The organism is Actinoplanes sp. M2I2 (assembly GCF_023544445.1).
Classification (GTDB): Bacteria; Actinomycetota; Actinomycetes; order Mycobacteriales; family Micromonosporaceae; genus Actinoplanes.
In genome coordinates, this window is sequence record NZ_JALPVJ010000002.1 from 176,998 (window position 1) to 192,068 (window position 15,071).

The following is a 15,071-nucleotide window of genomic DNA, read 5'->3' on the forward strand; positions in this document are numbered from 1 at the left end:
AGGCGGCTCTCCCATGACTTCCTTCGTACGCCGGCGGGCCCCTGCCCTCCGCCCGGCCCCGGACTCGCGGCCGGCCGGACGTTTCCGGTTCGCCGTGGTCGTCATCGCCGGCGCCGCGTTCATCACGTCTCTCACGCAGGCTCTCGTGGTCCCGGTGCTGCCCGCACTGCCCCGCGAGTTGAACGTCCCGGCCGCGACCGCCGGCTGGCTGATCACGGTCACCGTCATCGTCGGCGCGGTGGCGAACCCTCTCCTGGGCCGCCTGGGTGATCAGCTCGGCCGCAGGAGGTTGCTCCTCGTCGCCATCGCCGCGTTCGTAGTCGGTTCGGTGGTCTGTGCCGTCACCACCGACTTCGGCGTGCTGCTGGCCGGCCGGGCGATTCAGGGGCTCTCGACGGCGTCGATCCCGCTGGGCATAGGAGTCATCGCCGGTATCGTCCCGCCGTCCCGTCGTCCCTCCGGCATCGCCCTCGTCAGCGCCATGCTGGGAGTGGGCGGGGCGGCCGGGCTGCCCCTTGCGGGCGTCCTGGCCGCCGGCTGGGGACTGGCCGGTGTGTTCTGGACCTCCGCCGTCGTCGGGGCGGCGGTCCTGGTCGCAACCGCTCTGCTCGTGCCGCCGGACGCGCGGCCGGCCGGGGGTGCGCACGACGTCGACTGGTTCGGCGCCTTGCTCCTCACGGCCGGCCTCACGACGTTGCTGATACCGATCAGTCAGGCCGCGCGGTGGGGGTGGGGATCGCCGGCGACGATCGGTCTCTTCACCGCGGCCGTTCTGGTTCTCCTGTCCTTCAGCGTGTTCGAGCTGCGGAGGCGGCATCCCATCGTGGATCTGCGGCTGGCGATGCTGCCCCCGGTCCTCCTCACCAACGTGGCCGGTCTGGCCCTGGGCGCCGGCTTCTTCATCAGCTTCCTGGCCGCGATGACCCTGCTGCAGTTACCGGCCGACGAAGCCGGCGGATTCGGTCGCCCGGTCATCGAGGCGGGGCTGCTGATGCTGCCGGGCGGGGTGGCGATGGCCGTCTCGGCGCCGCTGGGGGCTCGCCTCGTCTCGCGCCACGGGGGCCGGGCCGCCCTGCGTGTCGCCGCCCTGGCCGTCGTGCTCGGGTTCGCCCCGCAGCTCTTCCCGCGCGAAGGGCTGTGGCAGCTCGTGCTGAGCACCGTCATCGTCTCGGGCGGCGTGGCGGTCGCCTACTCGGCCATGCCCGCGCTCATCCTCGCCGCCACCCCCGCACCTCAGGCGGCCGCCGCGAGCGGCGTGAACGCCCTGGCCCGCAACCTGGGGAGCGCGCTGGGCAGCGCCGGGTTCGGCCTCCTGGCCGGAGCCACCGCGCCGGCCGGCGACGGCTACACCACGCTCTACCTCGCCGGGGCGGTCTCCGCGACCATCGCGTTCCTCGCCGCCGTGGCCCTGCCCCGATCCCGTACGAACCTCACCTGAAGGGATGGCACGCTGTGCTCGCTCGGCGCGCTGGGACCGACGTCGAGGTCCTGGCCGCTCACGACGTCGACGAGGCGCTGGCCCGCCTGAAGCGCAACGACGTGCGCTACCGCTTCGTCCTCGACATGCAGGAGCTCGAGGCCTGGAGCGTGGTTGCGGTGAGCTGTCTACTTAGGAATAGTCTCGTCCATGCGAGCCATTTTCAGGAATCTTGTCGTTGCGGTCGTCGTGGGCGTGACCGCGTCGGTGGCGGTACTCCAGGTGCCGGCCGCCGCCGCGCCCGCCTACGGCGGCGACGTCAAGCGGAGCATCGTCATCAACCGGGCCGAGAACTGGCTCGACCGCCACGTGCCGTACGACGTCGGCGCCTTCGCCTGGGACATCAATCGGGGCCGCCAGTATCGTCAGGACTCCTCGGGATTCGTCTCCATGACGTGGAAGCTGACGACCAGCGCCACGACTCGTACTCTGGGCGGCTACTCACACGAGATCGACTGGAACGATCTGCTGCCCGGTGACGCGCTGCTCAATGAGGGCTTGCACGTCTGTCTCTTCGATGCCTGGGTCGACGAGGGGACGAAGGCGGATTTCTGGGTCTACGAGCTTCGCGACGCCGCTTCGGACATGCGGCGCCACAGGGTGAACGTGCGATCCGCCCGCAGCGATGGCTACCGGCCGATGCGCTACGACCACATCGTCAAGGGCTGACCGTCGACGAGGGTTCCGCCGTCGGTCACTGGCGCGAGGCCTTGAGCAGCAACTCATGGAGGGTCTCCCGCTCGGCCGCGCTGAGCTGCCCGAGAGACTCGGCCAGGACGCCGTCGGCCACCTCGCCGCCGGCCCGCCGCAGCTCGTCGCCGGTGGGGGAGATCCGGTGCCGGACCCTGCGCCCCGGCCCTTCGAGGCGCTCGATGAGCCCGCGGTCGACCATCCGCCGGGCCAGCTCGCCCATGGACTGGTCGGTCTGAAAGGTGAGCTCGGCCAGCCGGTGCAGCGAGGCGCCGGGGTCGTCGTGCAGGTGGCGCAGGGTGTCCCACTGCACCAGCGACAGGCCGAGCGGGCCCAGCCGGCGGTTCATCTCGCGGTGGTGCCGCCACTGGAGGCGCTTGACGGCCAGCCCGACCTGCTGCAACGAGGTGCTCACGGTTCGAGTCTAGGGCAAGGTTGCGTATATAAGGAACCTGATCTAAGGTTCCTTATATAGTGCCGGGCCGCCACGGGCCTGCCGCCGTCCAAGGAGCCCCATGACCATCCACTCGATCACCGTCCCCGGCCTCGGCGCCTTCGACCTCACCGTCACCGAGCGGGGGCAGGGTCATCCTGTGCTGCTGCTCCATGGCGGTGGCGGACCCCGGACCGTCGAGCCGTGGGCCGACCGGTTCGCCGCCGCCGAGCACGCGCACGCGCACGTGTTCACCCCTGTTCACCCGGGCTTCAACGCCACCCCTCGTCCGGCCTCGCTCGGGTCGATCGCCGGGCTCGCCGCCACGTACGCCGCCCTGCTCGAAGCCCTGGACCTTCAGGACGTGACCGTGGTCGGCAACTCGATCGGGGGCTGGGTCGCCGCCGAGATGGCCCTGCTGCATTCGCCCCGGGTCAGCAGTTACGTCCTGGTCGACGCCGTGGGCATCGAGGTTCCCGGCCACCCGGTCGCCGACTTCTTCGCGCTCACCCCGGCCGAACTGGCCCAGCGCAGTTATCACGACCCCGCGACGTACGGGATCGACCCGTCCACGCTGCCCCCGCCGGCCCGGGAGGCGATGGCCGGCAACCGCGCGGTCCTCGAGGTGTACGCCGGTCGCGCGATGACCGACCCCGCGCTGGCCGGCCGGCTCGGTGAGGTGCGGACGCCGGCCCTCGTCGTCTGGGGCGAAGCCGACCGGATCGCCGATCCCGACTACGGCCGGGCGTTCGCCGCCGCCATCCCCGGCGCGACGTTCAGCCTGCTGCCCGGGACCGGCCACCTGCCGCAGATCGAAAGCCCCGACGAGCTGATCGAGGTCGTGTGGGCGTTCGCCGACGCCCACGCCACCGCCAGGCCTTGAGGCGCTCCACCGGTTTGCCCTTCCATGGCGCCGGGTACGGACGCGTCCATGGTGGACATCAAAGCTAGGTCGATCTTCGGCTACGGCCTGGAACTCCTCGCCGGGCTGGCGGTGGTCATGGGCATCCTCATGATCATCTCGGCCGTGCTGCGCCGCGATCTGCTCTGGGGCGTCATCGGCGTCGTTCTCACCGCCGGCGCCGTCTTCGTCTTCAAGCGCCCGGGCCGGGCCCGCTGGCCGAGGTGAACCCTGGGCCGAGCCCCGTCCGCGATGAGCCGGGCCGGTGCACCGTCATCGTGATGCGAAGGCCAGCCGGGCACCGAACCCGAGCATCGCGACACCCGTCACCGCGTCCAGGCATCGGCGCACCGGCCGGCGCGTGAGCAGCCCCCGGGCGCGGTCGATCACGGCTGTCAGCGTGAGCAGGTAGGCCAAAGACAGCAAGGCGTGGCTGAGAGCGAACACCAGCAGCGTCGGCCCGCCCGCGCCCGGGGTCATGAACTGCGGCAGAACCGCCACGTAGAACACCAGAACCTTCGGGTTGGTGATGTTCGAGACGAAACCCTGCCGCCACCCACGCCGGGCGGCGTGCTGGTCGACGACCGGGCCGGACGATTCGTACCGCCCGCGCAGGGCCGACCACAACAACCGCACGCCGAGGTAGCCCAGATAGGCCGCACCCAGCCATTTGATCGCTTGAAACACCGGCTGGGCCGCGACCACGAGCGCCCCGAGCCCCACCACCGCCGCAGTGCCCTGCACGGCGTTCGACGAAGCCACCCCGGCGGCACACCACCTCCCGCGAGTCCTCCCGCCCGACACGGTGTTGCCCACCACGACGGCGAAGTCCGGACCCGGTATCAGAACGACCACGATGGCAAAGCTCAGATAGGTCGCGTACGCCGTCCAGCTCATCCGCATCAAGCTAGCTGGGATCGCGCCACAGAGCTGGCGGGAAACGGACATCACGCTTGGCTTCCTATCGCTCGTGCGGTCACTCTCTCTCCTCGGCTCTATGTTTTGCCGCCATCGTCTGACCGGCCGACCAATGCTCGGGTGATCGGCGTCGATAACGGCCGCTAACCTGCGCGAATGCGTAAACCCGTTGTTCTTGTCGTTGCTGCAACCCTGCTTGCCTCGATGGGTGGTTGTGGTGGCGGTTCGACCGTTGCGCCATCGGTGTCGGCGCCGGTGACGCAGCAACAGGCGGCCGAGCCCGCAGCGGCGCCTGCTGTCGAGAAGGAGCCGCTGACTGCCGCCGTGATTCTCAAGAAGCTGCAGGCGGCGGAGCTGGGGCTCGCCCGTGGTGCGGCTCAGACGGAGGACAACGACCCGAACAACCTCCTGGGCCGGCCGAACGGCTATGCCTCACGTGCTTCGGCTGACCTGCCCGGTGGCGACAAGGGAGGTGAGAAGTACTCGGTTGATCGGGGCTTGGTCGTCGAGGTCTTCGACAACGCCGACCTGGCGCAGCGGCGTAGCGATTACATCAAGAGCCTGCAGGCGGAAAGCCCGATCCTGGGCACCGAGTGGCACTACCGCACCGGCGACGGAACCGGGCTTGTGCGGGTCAGCGGCAATGTCAAACCGTCACTGGCCAAGAAGGTCGAGGCGGCAGTGGCGAAGCTGTGACGGACAGAGGTCCGAACCGGGTACTCGGATGAGCGCGTTGTCTTGGTCATGACCGGGCGTCTGTTTGAGATGTCGACGTGCACACTGACGGTTTCGTGAACGACCGGAGGGCTGAGCCGTGACCGACCGACCGGAGATCGTCTGCATCTGTGGCTCTGTGCGCTTCAGGGACGAGATGCGTACGGCGAACCGTGACCTGACCTTCGCCGGGGTCATCGTCGTCGCGCCGGGTGAGGCGGAGGAGCCGGTCACCGGCGAGCAGAAGGCGGCGCTGGACGCGCTTCACCTGAGCAAGATCGACCTGGCTGACCGGGTGCTGGTCGTCAACCCCGGTGGGTATGTCGGCGAGTCCACGAGCAGGGAGATCGCCTACGCCCGGGCCGCCGGCAAGCCGGTCTCGTTCACCGATCCCGTCTGACCAGGAGTACGCGGGCACCGATGGCCGTCGGGCCGCGTTCGCCAAGCGGGGACGGGGCTTCGGTTCCGCCAGGAGTGAACGCCGGAAGAGGATCGGCACCCGGGAGGTTGAGCGGCACATACTCAACCTATTCGGAGGTGCTGGATGACCAGCAAGCGTCTCCCCGTGTTGTTCCTCGACGACATCGTCCTGCTGCCCGGCATGGTCGTTCCGGTCGAGCTGGACGAGGCGGCCCAGGCGGCCGTCGACGCGGCCCGCACCTCGGCCGGCTCCGAGCTGCTCATCGCCCCGCGGCTCGAGGACCGCTACGCGTCCCACGGCGTCGTGGCCGGGGTCAAGCAGGTCGGCAAGTCCCGCGGCGGGACCCCGGCGGCCGTTCTGCGTACGGGTGTCCGGGCCCGCATCGGCGGCGGCGTGACCGGCCCCGGCGCCGCGCTGTGGGTCGAGGTCGAACCGGTCGAGGCCGGCGTGCCGACCGACCGGGCCCGTGAGCTCGCCGCCGAGTACAAGCAGTTGGTGGTCTCGGTGTTGGAGCGCCGCGAGGCGTGGCAGGTCATCGACTCGGTCAGCGCGATCGACGATCCCGGTGACCTGGCCGACACCGCCGGCTGGGCCCCCTATCTGTCCAACGACCGCAAGCGCGAGCTGCTCGAGACGGCCGATGTGGAAGCCCGCCTCCGGCTGCTGATCGAGTGGACCGGCGACTTCCTGGCCGAGTCCGAGGTCAGCGACAAGATCGAGGGCGACGTCCGCGAATCGGTCGAGAAGCGCAACCGCGAGTACCTGCTGCGCGAGCAGCTCAAGGCCATCCGCAAGGAGCTCGGCGAGGGCGAGGCCGACGGCAACGACGACTACCGCGCCCGGGTCGAGGCGGCCGGCCTGCCCGACGCGGTTCGTGAGGCGGCGCTGCTCGAGGTGGGCAAGCTCGAGCGGGCCGGCGACCAGAACCCCGAGGCGGGGTGGATCCGCACCTGGCTCGACACCGTTCTCGACCTGCCGTGGAACGTCCGCACCACCGACAACACCGACCTGGCCGCGGCCCGGGCGGTGCTCGACGCCGACCACCACGGGCTCGACGAGGTCAAGGAACGCATCGTCGAGTACCTCGGCGTGCGCGCCCGCCGCGAGTCGCGGGGCCTCGAGCTCGTCGGCGGCCGTGGCTCGGGCGCGGTGATCCTGCTGGCCGGGCCGCCCGGAGTCGGCAAGACGTCGCTGGGGGAGTCGGTCGCGCGCACGCTCGGCCGCAAGTTCGTCCGGGTCGCCCTCGGTGGCGTGCGCGACGAGGCGGAGATCCGCGGCCACCGCCGTACGTATGTCGGGGCCCTGCCCGGACGGATCGTGCGCGCTATCCGCGAGTCCGGCTCGATGAACCCGGTCGTCCTGCTCGACGAGGTCGACAAGGTCGGCAGCGACTACCGCGGCGACCCCGCGGCCGCGCTGCTCGAGGTGCTGGACCCGGCGCAGAACCACACGTTCCGCGATCACTACCTGGACCTCGATCTGGACCTGTCCGACGTGGTGTTCATCGCGACCGCCAACGTGCTCGACACGATCCCGCAGGCGCTGTTCGACCGGATGGAGCTCATCTCGATCGACGGCTACACCGAGAGCGACAAGGTCGCCATCGCCCGCGACTTCTTGGTGCCCCGGCAGCTGGAGCGGGCCGCCCTGTCGGCCGGCGAGGTGACCGTCACCGAGGACGCGCTGCGCGAGATCGCCGCCAACTACACCCGGGAGGCCGGCGTCCGGTCCCTGGAACGGTTGCTGGCCAAGGCGTTCCGCAAGGCCGCCCTGCGCGAGCTGCCGGTCACCGTCGGTCCGGCCGACCTCAAGGACCTCATCGGGCGGCCGCGGTTCCTGCCGGAGTCGTCCGAGCGCACCGCGGTTCCCGGCGTGGCCACCGGTCTGGCCGTGACCGGGATGGGCGGTGACGTGCTCTACATCGAGGCGTCGCTGCTGCCGGGCGACAAGGGTGGGCTGTCGGTCACCGGTCAGCTCGGTGACGTGATGAAGGAGTCGGCCCAGATCGCGCTGTCCTACGTGCGGGCCCACGCCGAGGAGCTCGGCATCTCGCCCGAGCAGCTCGACCACCCGATCCACCTGCACGTGCCCGCGGGCGCGGTGCCCAAGGACGGGCCGTCGGCCGGCGTGACGATGACGACCGCGCTGGTCTCGCTGCTGCTCGGCCGCAACGTGCGCGCCGAGGTCGGCATGACCGGCGAGGTCTCGCTGACCGGCCGGGTCCTGCCGATCGGCGGGGTGAAGCAGAAGCTGCTCGCCGCCCAGCGGTCCGGCCTGACCGAGGTCTATCTGCCGCAGCGCAACGAGCCCGACCTCGACGAGGTCCCGGCCGACGTGCTGGCCGCCCTGACCGTGCACATCGTCTCCGACGTACGGGAGATCCTGGGCACGGCCCTGGAGCCGGTGTCGGCCGGACTGGTTGCGGCGGCCTGATCGGCGAAGCTGGAAGACCGGCGAGAGCCGCCCGGGGACAATCCCCGGGCGGCTCTTTGTGGTGTCAAACGGTGTGTCAAACGGGCGTCCGGTCGGATGGCGCCAGAACCCGGGAACAAGCTCGGGACTGTGCAGTCAGGAGCAGACCATGCCCGTTTTCATGGACATCCACCATGTCGAGGGTGGCGTGACGGCGAGCGACGTCGCCGCCGCGCACGAGGCCGATCTGGCCACCCAGGGCCCGCATGGGGTCAACTATCTGAAGTACTGGGTGGACGAGGAGGCCGGAAAGGTCTTCTGCCTGGTCGAGGCGCCCGACGCGGAGGCGGCCAACACCGTGCACCGCCGGGCCCACGGCCTCGTCGCCGACGAGATCTATCCGATCAGCGCCCAGGGCTGACCAGCACAGCGGGGGGAGGGCCGGCGATGGGTCTGACGGTGCACCTGCTCGGCTCTCCCCGCGTCGACCGGTCCGACGGGGTGGCGTACCAGGTCCGCAGTCGCAAGAGCTGGGCCCTGCTGGCCTGTCTCGTGCTCAGCGAGCGGCCGCCGACCCGCGGCGGGCTGGCCGGACTCCTCTACGCGGAGGCCGACGACCCGCTGCGGGCCCTGCGGTGGGGCCTGGCCGAGATCCGCCGCTGCCTGGGCGTGGACGTGGACGGAGACCCGGTTCGGCTGCGGCTGCCGCCCGGCGCGGTCGTCGACGTCGACGTGCTCCGCCACGGCTCGTGGGCCACGGCCGTCGACCTGCCCGGCCTCGGCGCGGAGCTGCTCGACGGCCTCGCCGTCCGGGGCGCGCCCGCGTTCGAGTCGTGGCTGCTCTCCGAACGCCGGCGGATCGCCGCGGCCGCCGAGGCGATCCTGCACGAGGCCGCGCTGGGCCGGCTGGCCGCGGGCGACCTCGTGACCGCCCGCGGGCTCGCGGTGCGGGCGGCGGCGATGAACCCGCTCGACGAGAACCATCAGGCCCTGGTCATCCGGCTGTACCGGCTGGCCGGCGACAACCGGGCCGCCCGCGAGCAGTACGCGGCGGTCACCGAGCTGTTCGAGAAGGAGCTCGGTGTCGCGCCGGGCATCGCGGTCGAGGCGGCGTTGCGCGAGCCCCGCCGGCAACGGGACACCGTCGCCGACGACGCCTCCCTCGAGGCGATCGTCGAGTCGGGCGCGGCCGCGGTGGCCGCGGGTTCGGTCGAGACCGGCGTACGGTCGCTGCGGACCGCGGTCCGGCTGGCCGACCGCGCGACGTCGGCCCGGTGGCGGCTCGCGGCCCGGCTCCGGCTGGCCGAGGCGCTGATCCATTCGCTGCGCGGGATGGACGAGGAGGGCCTGGCCACCCTGCACGAGGCCGACCGGATCGCCCGGGCCGCCGGGGACCGGGCGGCCGCGGCGCGGGCCCGGGCCGAGATCGGGTACGTCGACTTCCTGCGGGCCCGTTACGACCGCGCCGATCGGTGGCTCGGCGACGCCCTCGACCTGGCCGGCGGCTCGCCCGCGATCACCGCCCGCGTGACCACTTATCTCGGCTCCGTGGCGAGCGACCGCGCCGCCTACCCCCGGGCGACGACGCACCTGGACCGGGCGATCCGGCTGGCCCGCGAGGCCGGCGACGCGCGCACCGAGGCGTACGCGTCGTCCATGCTCGGCCGGGCCCATCTGCTCACCGGTGAGCTCCAGCCGGCCGCCGCGCGGCTCGACGACGCCATCCGGATCGCCGAGCGCGACCACTGGCTGGCCTTCCTGCCCTGGCCGCAGGCCCTGCGGGGCGAGGTCCACCTGGCTTCGGCCGACCCCGCCGCCGCGGCGCGCATCCTGCGGCAGGCCTTCGCCCGGGCCTGCCAGATCGGCGACCCGTGCTGGGAGGGAATGGCCGCCCGGTCGCTCGCTCTCGTGGCCGAGGCGGCCGGGGACCCCGGGCGGGCGTTCGACCTGCTCGCCGACGCCCGCACGCGGTCCAACCGGCTGGCCGATCCGTACGTCTGGCTCGACGCGCACATCCTGGACGCCCAGTGCGAGCTCGGCCGCCGGCACGGGCACCCCGACGTACGGGTCTGGGCCGACGCGCTGGGCCGGCTGGCCTCGCGCACCGGCATGCGCGAGATGACCGTCCGGGCCCTGCGGCACAGCGACGGTCCCGGCGACCACGCCGCCGCCGCGGTGCTGGCCTGCGAGATCGACAATCCTCTGCTCCGGATTCGGTAAGCCTGGTGGCCGCTCAGGCGTCGGCGGGGATGTCGGTGCTGGTGGCGAGCGGCCGGGCGGCTTCGAGGTCGGCGGTGAGGGCGTCCAGCTGAGCCTTGGCCAGCCCGTAGGAGTCGGAGCCGAGGATCTGGTGCAGCGGCGCGGCGCTGCCCTCGGCCACGGTGATGATCGCGGTGGCCGCCTTGGCCGGGTCGCCGAGCTGGGATCCGGGCATGGCCAGGTGGGCGTCGGTCATCTCGCGGATGGCACCGTACCCGTCGGTGGTCCGCTCCGGCAGGCGCAGGCTCGACGTACGCAGGAAGTCGGTCCGCATGTAGCCGGGCTCGACCAGGGTGACCCGGATCCCGAAGCCGGCCATCTCCGCGGCGAGGGAACCGGTCAGACCCTCCAGGGCGTACTTGGCCGCGCAGTAGGCGCCCCACCCGGGGAAGGTCGTCAGCCCCAGGATGGACGAGACGTTGACGATGTGGCCGCTGCGGCGGGCGCGCAGGCCGGGCAGGACGGCCCGCAGCACGTTCCACGTCCCGAAGACCTGGACGTCGAACAGCTCTCGCGCCTCGGCGTCGCTGACCTCCTCGACCGCGGCCAGCATGCCGTACCCGGCGTTGTTGACGACGACGTCGAGGGCGCCGAACCGGTCGGTGGTCTCCCGCACGGCGGCGGTCACGGCCTTCTCGTCGGCGAGGTCCACCGGCAGGATCAGCAGGCGGGAGACGTCGGCGCCGGCCAGGGCCGTGGTCAGCCTCTCGGCCGACCGGGTGGTCGCGGCCACGTTGTCACCGCGCTGCAGCAGCTGCTTGACCAGTTCGAGGCCGAGGCCGCGTGAGGCGCCGGTGACGAACCAGGTCGCGGATGCGTCGGTGGGGTACGGCATGGGTGTCTCCTTGACGAGCGGCTGAGTTCCCCGAGGTCCGGGGCACGCCTTGAATGCTGCTTCGGCGCCGGGCCCGGTCACACGGTCTGCCCGGCCCAGCGCTGCCTGGGAATGCCATGCCCACCCAACGGCTGGGCGCCGGACCGTCCGGGCGGCAATCATGGAGTCATGGCGGGACGCACAGAACTGGGCGACTTCTTGCGCAAGTGCCGGGCCGGCACGGCGCCCGAGGCGGTCGGCCTGGACGGCTGGGCCGGTGAGAGCGGCCGGCGGGTGACCGGGTTGCGCCGCGAGGAGGTGTCGCAGCTGGCCGGCGTGAGCGTCGACTACTACACCCGCCTCGAGCAGGGCCGGCATGCCAGCCCGTCCGAAGCGGTCCTGGACGCCCTGGCCCGGGTCTTCCAGCTCGACGTGGCCGCCCGGGCCCATCTGGCCGATCTGGCCCGGCCGGTCCGGCGCCGCTCCGGGCAGGTGCCGGTCCAGCGGGTCCGGCCGGCGATGCAGCAGATGATCGCCTCGATGGTCGACCACCCCGCGTTCATCGTCGGCCGCCGCACCGACGTCCTCGCGTCCAACACGCTGGCCAAGGCGCTGCTCACCGATTGGACCCGGCTGCCCGCGCGGCACCGCAACTACACCCGGTGGGTCTTTCTGGACCCGTCTGCCCGCGCGGCGTTCCTCAACTGGCCGACCGTGGCGGCCGAGGTGGTCGGGACCCTGCGCCTCTACGCCGGCCGTCACCTCGACGACCCGCTGCTCACCGAGCTGGTCGGCGAACTGACGATCAAGAGCCCCGAGTTCCGTACGTGGTGGAACGCGCACCGGGTGCACGAGCGCACGCACGGCACCAAACACATGACCCACCCCGCCGTCGGGCCGATCACCCTCCAGTACGAGGCGCTGGCCCTGCCGGGCGACGAGGACCAGACGCTGTTCGTCTACACCACCGCCCCGGGCAGCGCCTCCCACGACAACCTGCGCCTGCTGGCTCTGTGGGCCGCGCACCAGCCGGCTGACCCCACCGCCCGCGGCGGCCTCCCGGCGCGGGAAGAGGCCGTCCCGGGCGATCCCCGGACCGGCTCGGCCTGACCGGTCAGCCGCCGTTGAAGCAGCGCGTGTGTACGGCGTTCACGCTGGTCGACCGATCCCGGGCGCTTCCGTGGGAGCGCCTGATCGCGCGCCGTCAGTCCGTACGGAAGAAGGCCCGGTCGAAGTCGGCGTAGCCGCCCTCGGCCCCCAGATCCTGGACCCAGAGGCCGACGAAGGCGCCGGTGAAACCCCAGGCCTCGGGTTCGCCGGGGACCATCGTCGCGGCGTACTCGTCGGACAGGGTGGTCGCGTCGAACCGGTGGCCGAGGTCGTGCCAGACGGGCCGGGCGTCGTCCGGCCCGGTCGTGTAGGCGAAGGTCAGGGCCGGGCCGTCGAGGCGGAGACGCAGTCCCACCCGTGGCCCGGCCGCCAGGGTCGTGCGCAGACCCGGCGCCGCGGTCACCCGCCCGCTGTCGCAATACAGCACGTCGAGCACCGGTGTGCCGTCGTCGTTGGCGGTCACGTGCAGGTAGTACCAGTTGCGGGAGTTGTAGTACGCGGTGATTCCGGCCAGTTGGCGGAAGCCGGCCGGCGCGAAATCGCAGATCGCGTCGAAGGTGCATCGCGGTGCCGTCACCCGGCGGGCGACCAGGCTGGGGCGGTGCCGGGCCATCGGCGACTGGCCGCCCCGGATCCGCAGATGCGAGCGGCGGGCGGACAGATCGATCCAGTCCGGGGTGGCCGGGCGGCGCAGGGTCGACCAGTTGGCCCCGAGCACCGGCGCGTCGAAGTGGTCGTCCTCGAGCTGCTCGGTGGACGGCGGCCGGATCGTCGCGGCGACGCCGGCGGGGGCCCGGACCTGCTCGGCCGGCACACCGCCGGGGATGCGGGGCCATCCGCCCTCCGGCCAGTCCACCGGCTGCAGGGCAGCCTCGCGGCCGAGGACACAGCGGCCGGACGGCGAGTACGGGCGGGCGACCAGGTGGGCCAGATACCACTCGCCGGCCGGCGTCCGGACGAGGCTTCCGTGACCGGCCTTCTGCAGGGTCAGCTCCGGGTGCCCGGCCGAGGTCAGCAGCGGCCCGGCCGGATCCACCTCGTACGGCCCGAGCAGGTGCCGGGACCGGGCGACGGTGACCTGATGCGTCCAGCTGGTGCCGCCCTCGGCGGTGACCAGGTAGTACCAGCCGTCCTTGCGGTAGACGTTGGGCGCCTCGGTCAGGCCGGCGCCGGTGCCTTCGAAGATCCGGTGGGCCGGGCCGGTCAGGTGGCCGGCGCGACGGTCGTACCGCTGGATCTCGATGCCGGCGAAGCGATCGCGGCCGGGTCGCCAATCGGCGCTCATGGACAGCATCCAGGTGGCGCCGTCCTCGTCGTGGAACAGCGACGCGTCGAAGCCGCGGCCGTGCAGGACCACCGGGCCGGACCACGGACCGGCCAGGCTCGGCGCGGTGACCAGGTAGTTCTGCGGATCCCAGTAGCCGCCCGCGAAGGTCGCCACGTCGGTGTACAGCAGGTGGAACAGGCCGTCGGCGTACGTGAGATTGGGCGCCCAGACACCGCACGAGTCGGCTGTTCCGGTGAGGTCGAGCAGCCGCCGCTCGGTCAGCACGCCGCCGAGCGGCTGCCAATGCACCAGATCGGTCGAGTGGTGCACCCGCACACCGGGGTACCACTCGAAGGTCGACGTGGCGATGTAGTAGTCGGAGCCGACCCGCAGGATCGAGGGATCCGGGTGGAAGCCGGGCAGCACCGGGTTCCGGATCATCGCGTTGCCGGTGCCGCTGTCGCCGAGAGGGGCGAGGCCGGGCCGGGCGATCGTCATGAACAACCTTCCGCCGAGGGTGGCGCGGCGGGACGGGCCCGCCGCGCCACGAGGGTCAGCTGGTCCGGCAGGTGACGGTCGGCCAGGTCCAGTTGCCGTTGGCCATGATCGTCACGCCGAAGCTGTTGCCGTTGCCGTTCGGCCGGGCCGTGACGGTCCCGGTCGAGCCGGTGACGGCGGCGTTCCAGCTGTTCTGCACGCTCTGGCCACCGTTGAGATTGAGCGAGACCGTCCAGTTGCTGGCGTTGCTGACCGCGACGTTGAGGTTGTAGCGGTCGCCGAACTGCTCGCCGGCCGACAGCGTGGCGTTGCAGTTGCTGCCGTTCCCCGGCGGCGGGGTGGTCGGGTTGGTGCCCCCGCCGGTGCCCTCGCGGACGGTGATGTCGGAGCTGCCGCTGCTCTGGTAGCCCTCGGTGGCCATGATCTGGTAGCTGTGGTTGGTGCCGAGGTTCAGCCCGGCGCGGGCCCAGGCGTCGAAGTGGTTGGCCGTGGTGATCGTGCCGGAGCTGCGCTTCTGCTGGCGTACGCTCCAGAACTGGTAGAACGTGGCGTTGCCGTCGATCGACGGCTGGTTGACCCGCTGGCTGCGGTAGATGTCGTAGGTGCTGCCGTCGGTGGTCACCGAGCCCATCCGGGTCGCGCCGCTGCTCGGGTTGTAGGTCCCGAAGTTCTCCACGACGTAGTACTCGATCAGCGGGCTGCGGGTCCACCCGTACAGGGCGAGGTAGCTGTTGCCGTTCGGGTTGTAGCTGCCCGAATAGCTGATCGTGCGCCGGTTGCCGGTGGCCCAGCCCTTGCCGCCGACCCAGTTGTTGGTGCTGCGGCCCCAGTTGCTGGAGTACCGGCCGTCGGCGCGCAGCGTCATGCTGGCGTCACCGCTGTCCTTCCAGAACGAGAAGTAGTACCCGTTGTGGGTGCCGGTGAGGTTCGAGGTGAGGGTCCGGTCGGCCTCGGCGTGGGCGACGCCGGCCACCGCCAGCCCGGAGACTGTCATCGCCAGAGCGCAGGCGGCCCCGGCGAGCAGGCGGATGCGGCCACGTCGGTGGCGTTTCGGGTGGTCGAGATCTGCGGTCATGTGAGTGGGTCCTCCTCATGAAGGGGCTGACGGGGAACAGCCCCACGGCCCCGGCAAACCACATCGGAGGGATGCCGATGAC

15 protein-coding genes are annotated in these 15,071 nt (G+C 71.7%); 10 read left to right on the plus strand and 5 right to left on the minus strand.

Annotation, left to right across the window (positions count from 1 at the left end):
• Positions 1 to 13: 13 nt before the first annotated feature.
• Positions 14 to 1,438 carry an MFS transporter gene (locus HJC40_RS04560; RefSeq protein ID WP_249998403.1) on the plus strand — a complete coding sequence of 475 codons (1,425 nt, stop codon included), beginning with the start codon at positions 14 to 16 and terminating at the stop codon, positions 1,436 to 1,438.
• A gap of 189 nt (positions 1,439 to 1,627) precedes the next feature.
• Positions 1,628 to 2,146, plus strand: coding sequence for a hypothetical protein (locus tag HJC40_RS04565; RefSeq protein WP_249998404.1), 519 nt, complete (start codon positions 1,628 to 1,630; stop codon positions 2,144 to 2,146).
• Between the two features lie 25 nt (positions 2,147 to 2,171).
• Here the strand turns inward: HJC40_RS04565 and HJC40_RS04570 are convergent, their stop codons facing one another.
• Positions 2,172 to 2,582 (minus strand): MarR family winged helix-turn-helix transcriptional regulator, encoded by a 411-nt coding sequence (locus tag HJC40_RS04570; protein WP_249998407.1) that lies wholly within the window; start codon positions 2,580 to 2,582, stop codon positions 2,172 to 2,174.
• A gap of 100 nt (positions 2,583 to 2,682) precedes the next feature.
• Here HJC40_RS04570 and HJC40_RS04575 point away from each other — a divergent pair, with 100 nt between their 5' ends.
• Positions 2,683 to 3,483: an alpha/beta fold hydrolase gene (locus HJC40_RS04575; RefSeq protein WP_249998408.1), complete on the plus strand. Its 801-nt coding sequence runs from the start codon at positions 2,683 to 2,685 to the stop codon at positions 3,481 to 3,483.
• 48 nt (positions 3,484 to 3,531) lie between these two features.
• On the plus strand, positions 3,532 to 3,729 hold the full coding sequence (locus tag HJC40_RS04580) for a hypothetical protein (RefSeq protein ID WP_249998410.1): 198 nt from the start codon (positions 3,532 to 3,534) through the stop codon (positions 3,727 to 3,729).
• 45 nt (positions 3,730 to 3,774) lie between these two features.
• Here the strand turns inward: HJC40_RS04580 and HJC40_RS04585 are convergent, their stop codons facing one another.
• Complete coding sequence (locus HJC40_RS04585; protein ID WP_249998411.1) at positions 3,775 to 4,449, minus strand: LysE family translocator; 675 nt, start codon at positions 4,447 to 4,449, stop codon at positions 3,775 to 3,777.
• A 126-nt stretch (positions 4,450 to 4,575) separates the two neighbouring features.
• Between HJC40_RS04585 and HJC40_RS04590 the strand changes: the two genes are divergently transcribed.
• From HJC40_RS04590 to HJC40_RS04610, 5 genes are all read left to right on the plus strand, one after another.
• Positions 4,576 to 5,115 (plus strand): hypothetical protein, encoded by a 540-nt coding sequence (locus HJC40_RS04590; protein WP_249998413.1) that lies wholly within the window; start codon positions 4,576 to 4,578, stop codon positions 5,113 to 5,115.
• 118 nt (positions 5,116 to 5,233) lie between these two features.
• Positions 5,234 to 5,533, plus strand: coding sequence for a hypothetical protein (locus tag HJC40_RS04595; RefSeq protein ID WP_249998415.1), 300 nt, complete (start codon positions 5,234 to 5,236; stop codon positions 5,531 to 5,533).
• A 144-nt stretch (positions 5,534 to 5,677) separates the two neighbouring features.
• A complete protein-coding gene (lon, locus tag HJC40_RS04600) occupies positions 5,678 to 7,987 on the plus strand; it encodes an endopeptidase La (RefSeq protein WP_249998416.1) in 2,310 nt (769 codons plus the stop codon).
• Between the two features lie 148 nt (positions 7,988 to 8,135).
• Positions 8,136 to 8,387: a DUF4242 domain-containing protein gene (locus HJC40_RS04605; protein WP_249998417.1), complete on the plus strand. Its 252-nt coding sequence runs from the start codon at positions 8,136 to 8,138 to the stop codon at positions 8,385 to 8,387.
• A gap of 26 nt (positions 8,388 to 8,413) precedes the next feature.
• Positions 8,414 to 10,186 (plus strand): BTAD domain-containing putative transcriptional regulator, encoded by a 1,773-nt coding sequence (locus tag HJC40_RS04610; RefSeq protein ID WP_249998418.1) that lies wholly within the window; start codon positions 8,414 to 8,416, stop codon positions 10,184 to 10,186.
• A 13-nt stretch (positions 10,187 to 10,199) separates the two neighbouring features.
• On the opposite strand, the gene HJC40_RS04615 is transcribed toward HJC40_RS04610, so the two are convergent.
• The gene (locus HJC40_RS04615; protein ID WP_249998419.1) at positions 10,200 to 11,060 is read right to left on the minus strand and encodes an SDR family NAD(P)-dependent oxidoreductase; all 861 of its coding nucleotides are present in this window, start codon (positions 11,058 to 11,060) and stop codon (positions 10,200 to 10,202) included.
• A gap of 168 nt (positions 11,061 to 11,228) precedes the next feature.
• Here HJC40_RS04615 and HJC40_RS04620 point away from each other — a divergent pair, with 168 nt between their 5' ends.
• Complete coding sequence (locus tag HJC40_RS04620) at positions 11,229 to 12,149, plus strand: helix-turn-helix transcriptional regulator (RefSeq protein WP_249998422.1); 921 nt, start codon at positions 11,229 to 11,231, stop codon at positions 12,147 to 12,149.
• 94 nt (positions 12,150 to 12,243) lie between these two features.
• Here the strand turns inward: HJC40_RS04620 and HJC40_RS04625 are convergent, their stop codons facing one another.
• Positions 12,244 to 13,914, minus strand: coding sequence for a glycoside hydrolase family 43 protein (locus tag HJC40_RS04625; protein WP_249998423.1), 1,671 nt, complete (start codon positions 13,912 to 13,914; stop codon positions 12,244 to 12,246).
• 55 nt (positions 13,915 to 13,969) lie between these two features.
• Positions 13,970 to 14,989: a glycoside hydrolase family 11 protein gene (locus HJC40_RS04630; protein WP_249998425.1), complete on the minus strand. Its 1,020-nt coding sequence runs from the start codon at positions 14,987 to 14,989 to the stop codon at positions 13,970 to 13,972.
• Between the last annotated feature and the right edge of the window lie 82 nt (positions 14,990 to 15,071).

Excerpts from the sequence above, each read along its gene's own strand:
- lon (WP_249998416.1), top strand. The coding sequence starts at position 5,678 with ATGACCAGCAAGCGTCTCCCCGTGTTGTTCCTCGACGACATCGTCCTG.
- HJC40_RS04610 (WP_249998418.1), top strand. The coding sequence starts at position 8,414 with ATGGGTCTGACGGTGCACCTGCTCGGCTCTCCCCGCGTCGACCGGTCC.
- HJC40_RS04565 (WP_249998404.1), top strand. The coding sequence starts at position 1,628 with ATGCGAGCCATTTTCAGGAATCTTGTCGTTGCGGTCGTCGTGGGCGTG.
- HJC40_RS04590 (WP_249998413.1), top strand. The coding sequence starts at position 4,576 with ATGCGTAAACCCGTTGTTCTTGTCGTTGCTGCAACCCTGCTTGCCTCG.
- HJC40_RS04560 (WP_249998403.1), top strand. The coding sequence starts at position 14 with ATGACTTCCTTCGTACGCCGGCGGGCCCCTGCCCTCCGCCCGGCCCCG.
- HJC40_RS04615 (WP_249998419.1), bottom strand. The coding sequence starts at position 11,060 with ATGCCGTACCCCACCGACGCATCCGCGACCTGGTTCGTCACCGGCGCC.
- HJC40_RS04605 (WP_249998417.1), top strand. The coding sequence starts at position 8,136 with ATGCCCGTTTTCATGGACATCCACCATGTCGAGGGTGGCGTGACGGCG.
- HJC40_RS04625 (WP_249998423.1), bottom strand. The coding sequence starts at position 13,914 with ATGACGATCGCCCGGCCCGGCCTCGCCCCTCTCGGCGACAGCGGCACC.
- HJC40_RS04580 (WP_249998410.1), top strand. The coding sequence starts at position 3,532 with ATGGTGGACATCAAAGCTAGGTCGATCTTCGGCTACGGCCTGGAACTC.
- HJC40_RS04620 (WP_249998422.1), top strand. The coding sequence starts at position 11,229 with ATGGCGGGACGCACAGAACTGGGCGACTTCTTGCGCAAGTGCCGGGCC.
- HJC40_RS04575 (WP_249998408.1), top strand. The coding sequence starts at position 2,683 with ATGACCATCCACTCGATCACCGTCCCCGGCCTCGGCGCCTTCGACCTC.
- HJC40_RS04630 (WP_249998425.1), bottom strand. The coding sequence starts at position 14,989 with ATGACCGCAGATCTCGACCACCCGAAACGCCACCGACGTGGCCGCATC.
- HJC40_RS04585 (WP_249998411.1), bottom strand. The coding sequence starts at position 4,449 with ATGTCCGTTTCCCGCCAGCTCTGTGGCGCGATCCCAGCTAGCTTGATG.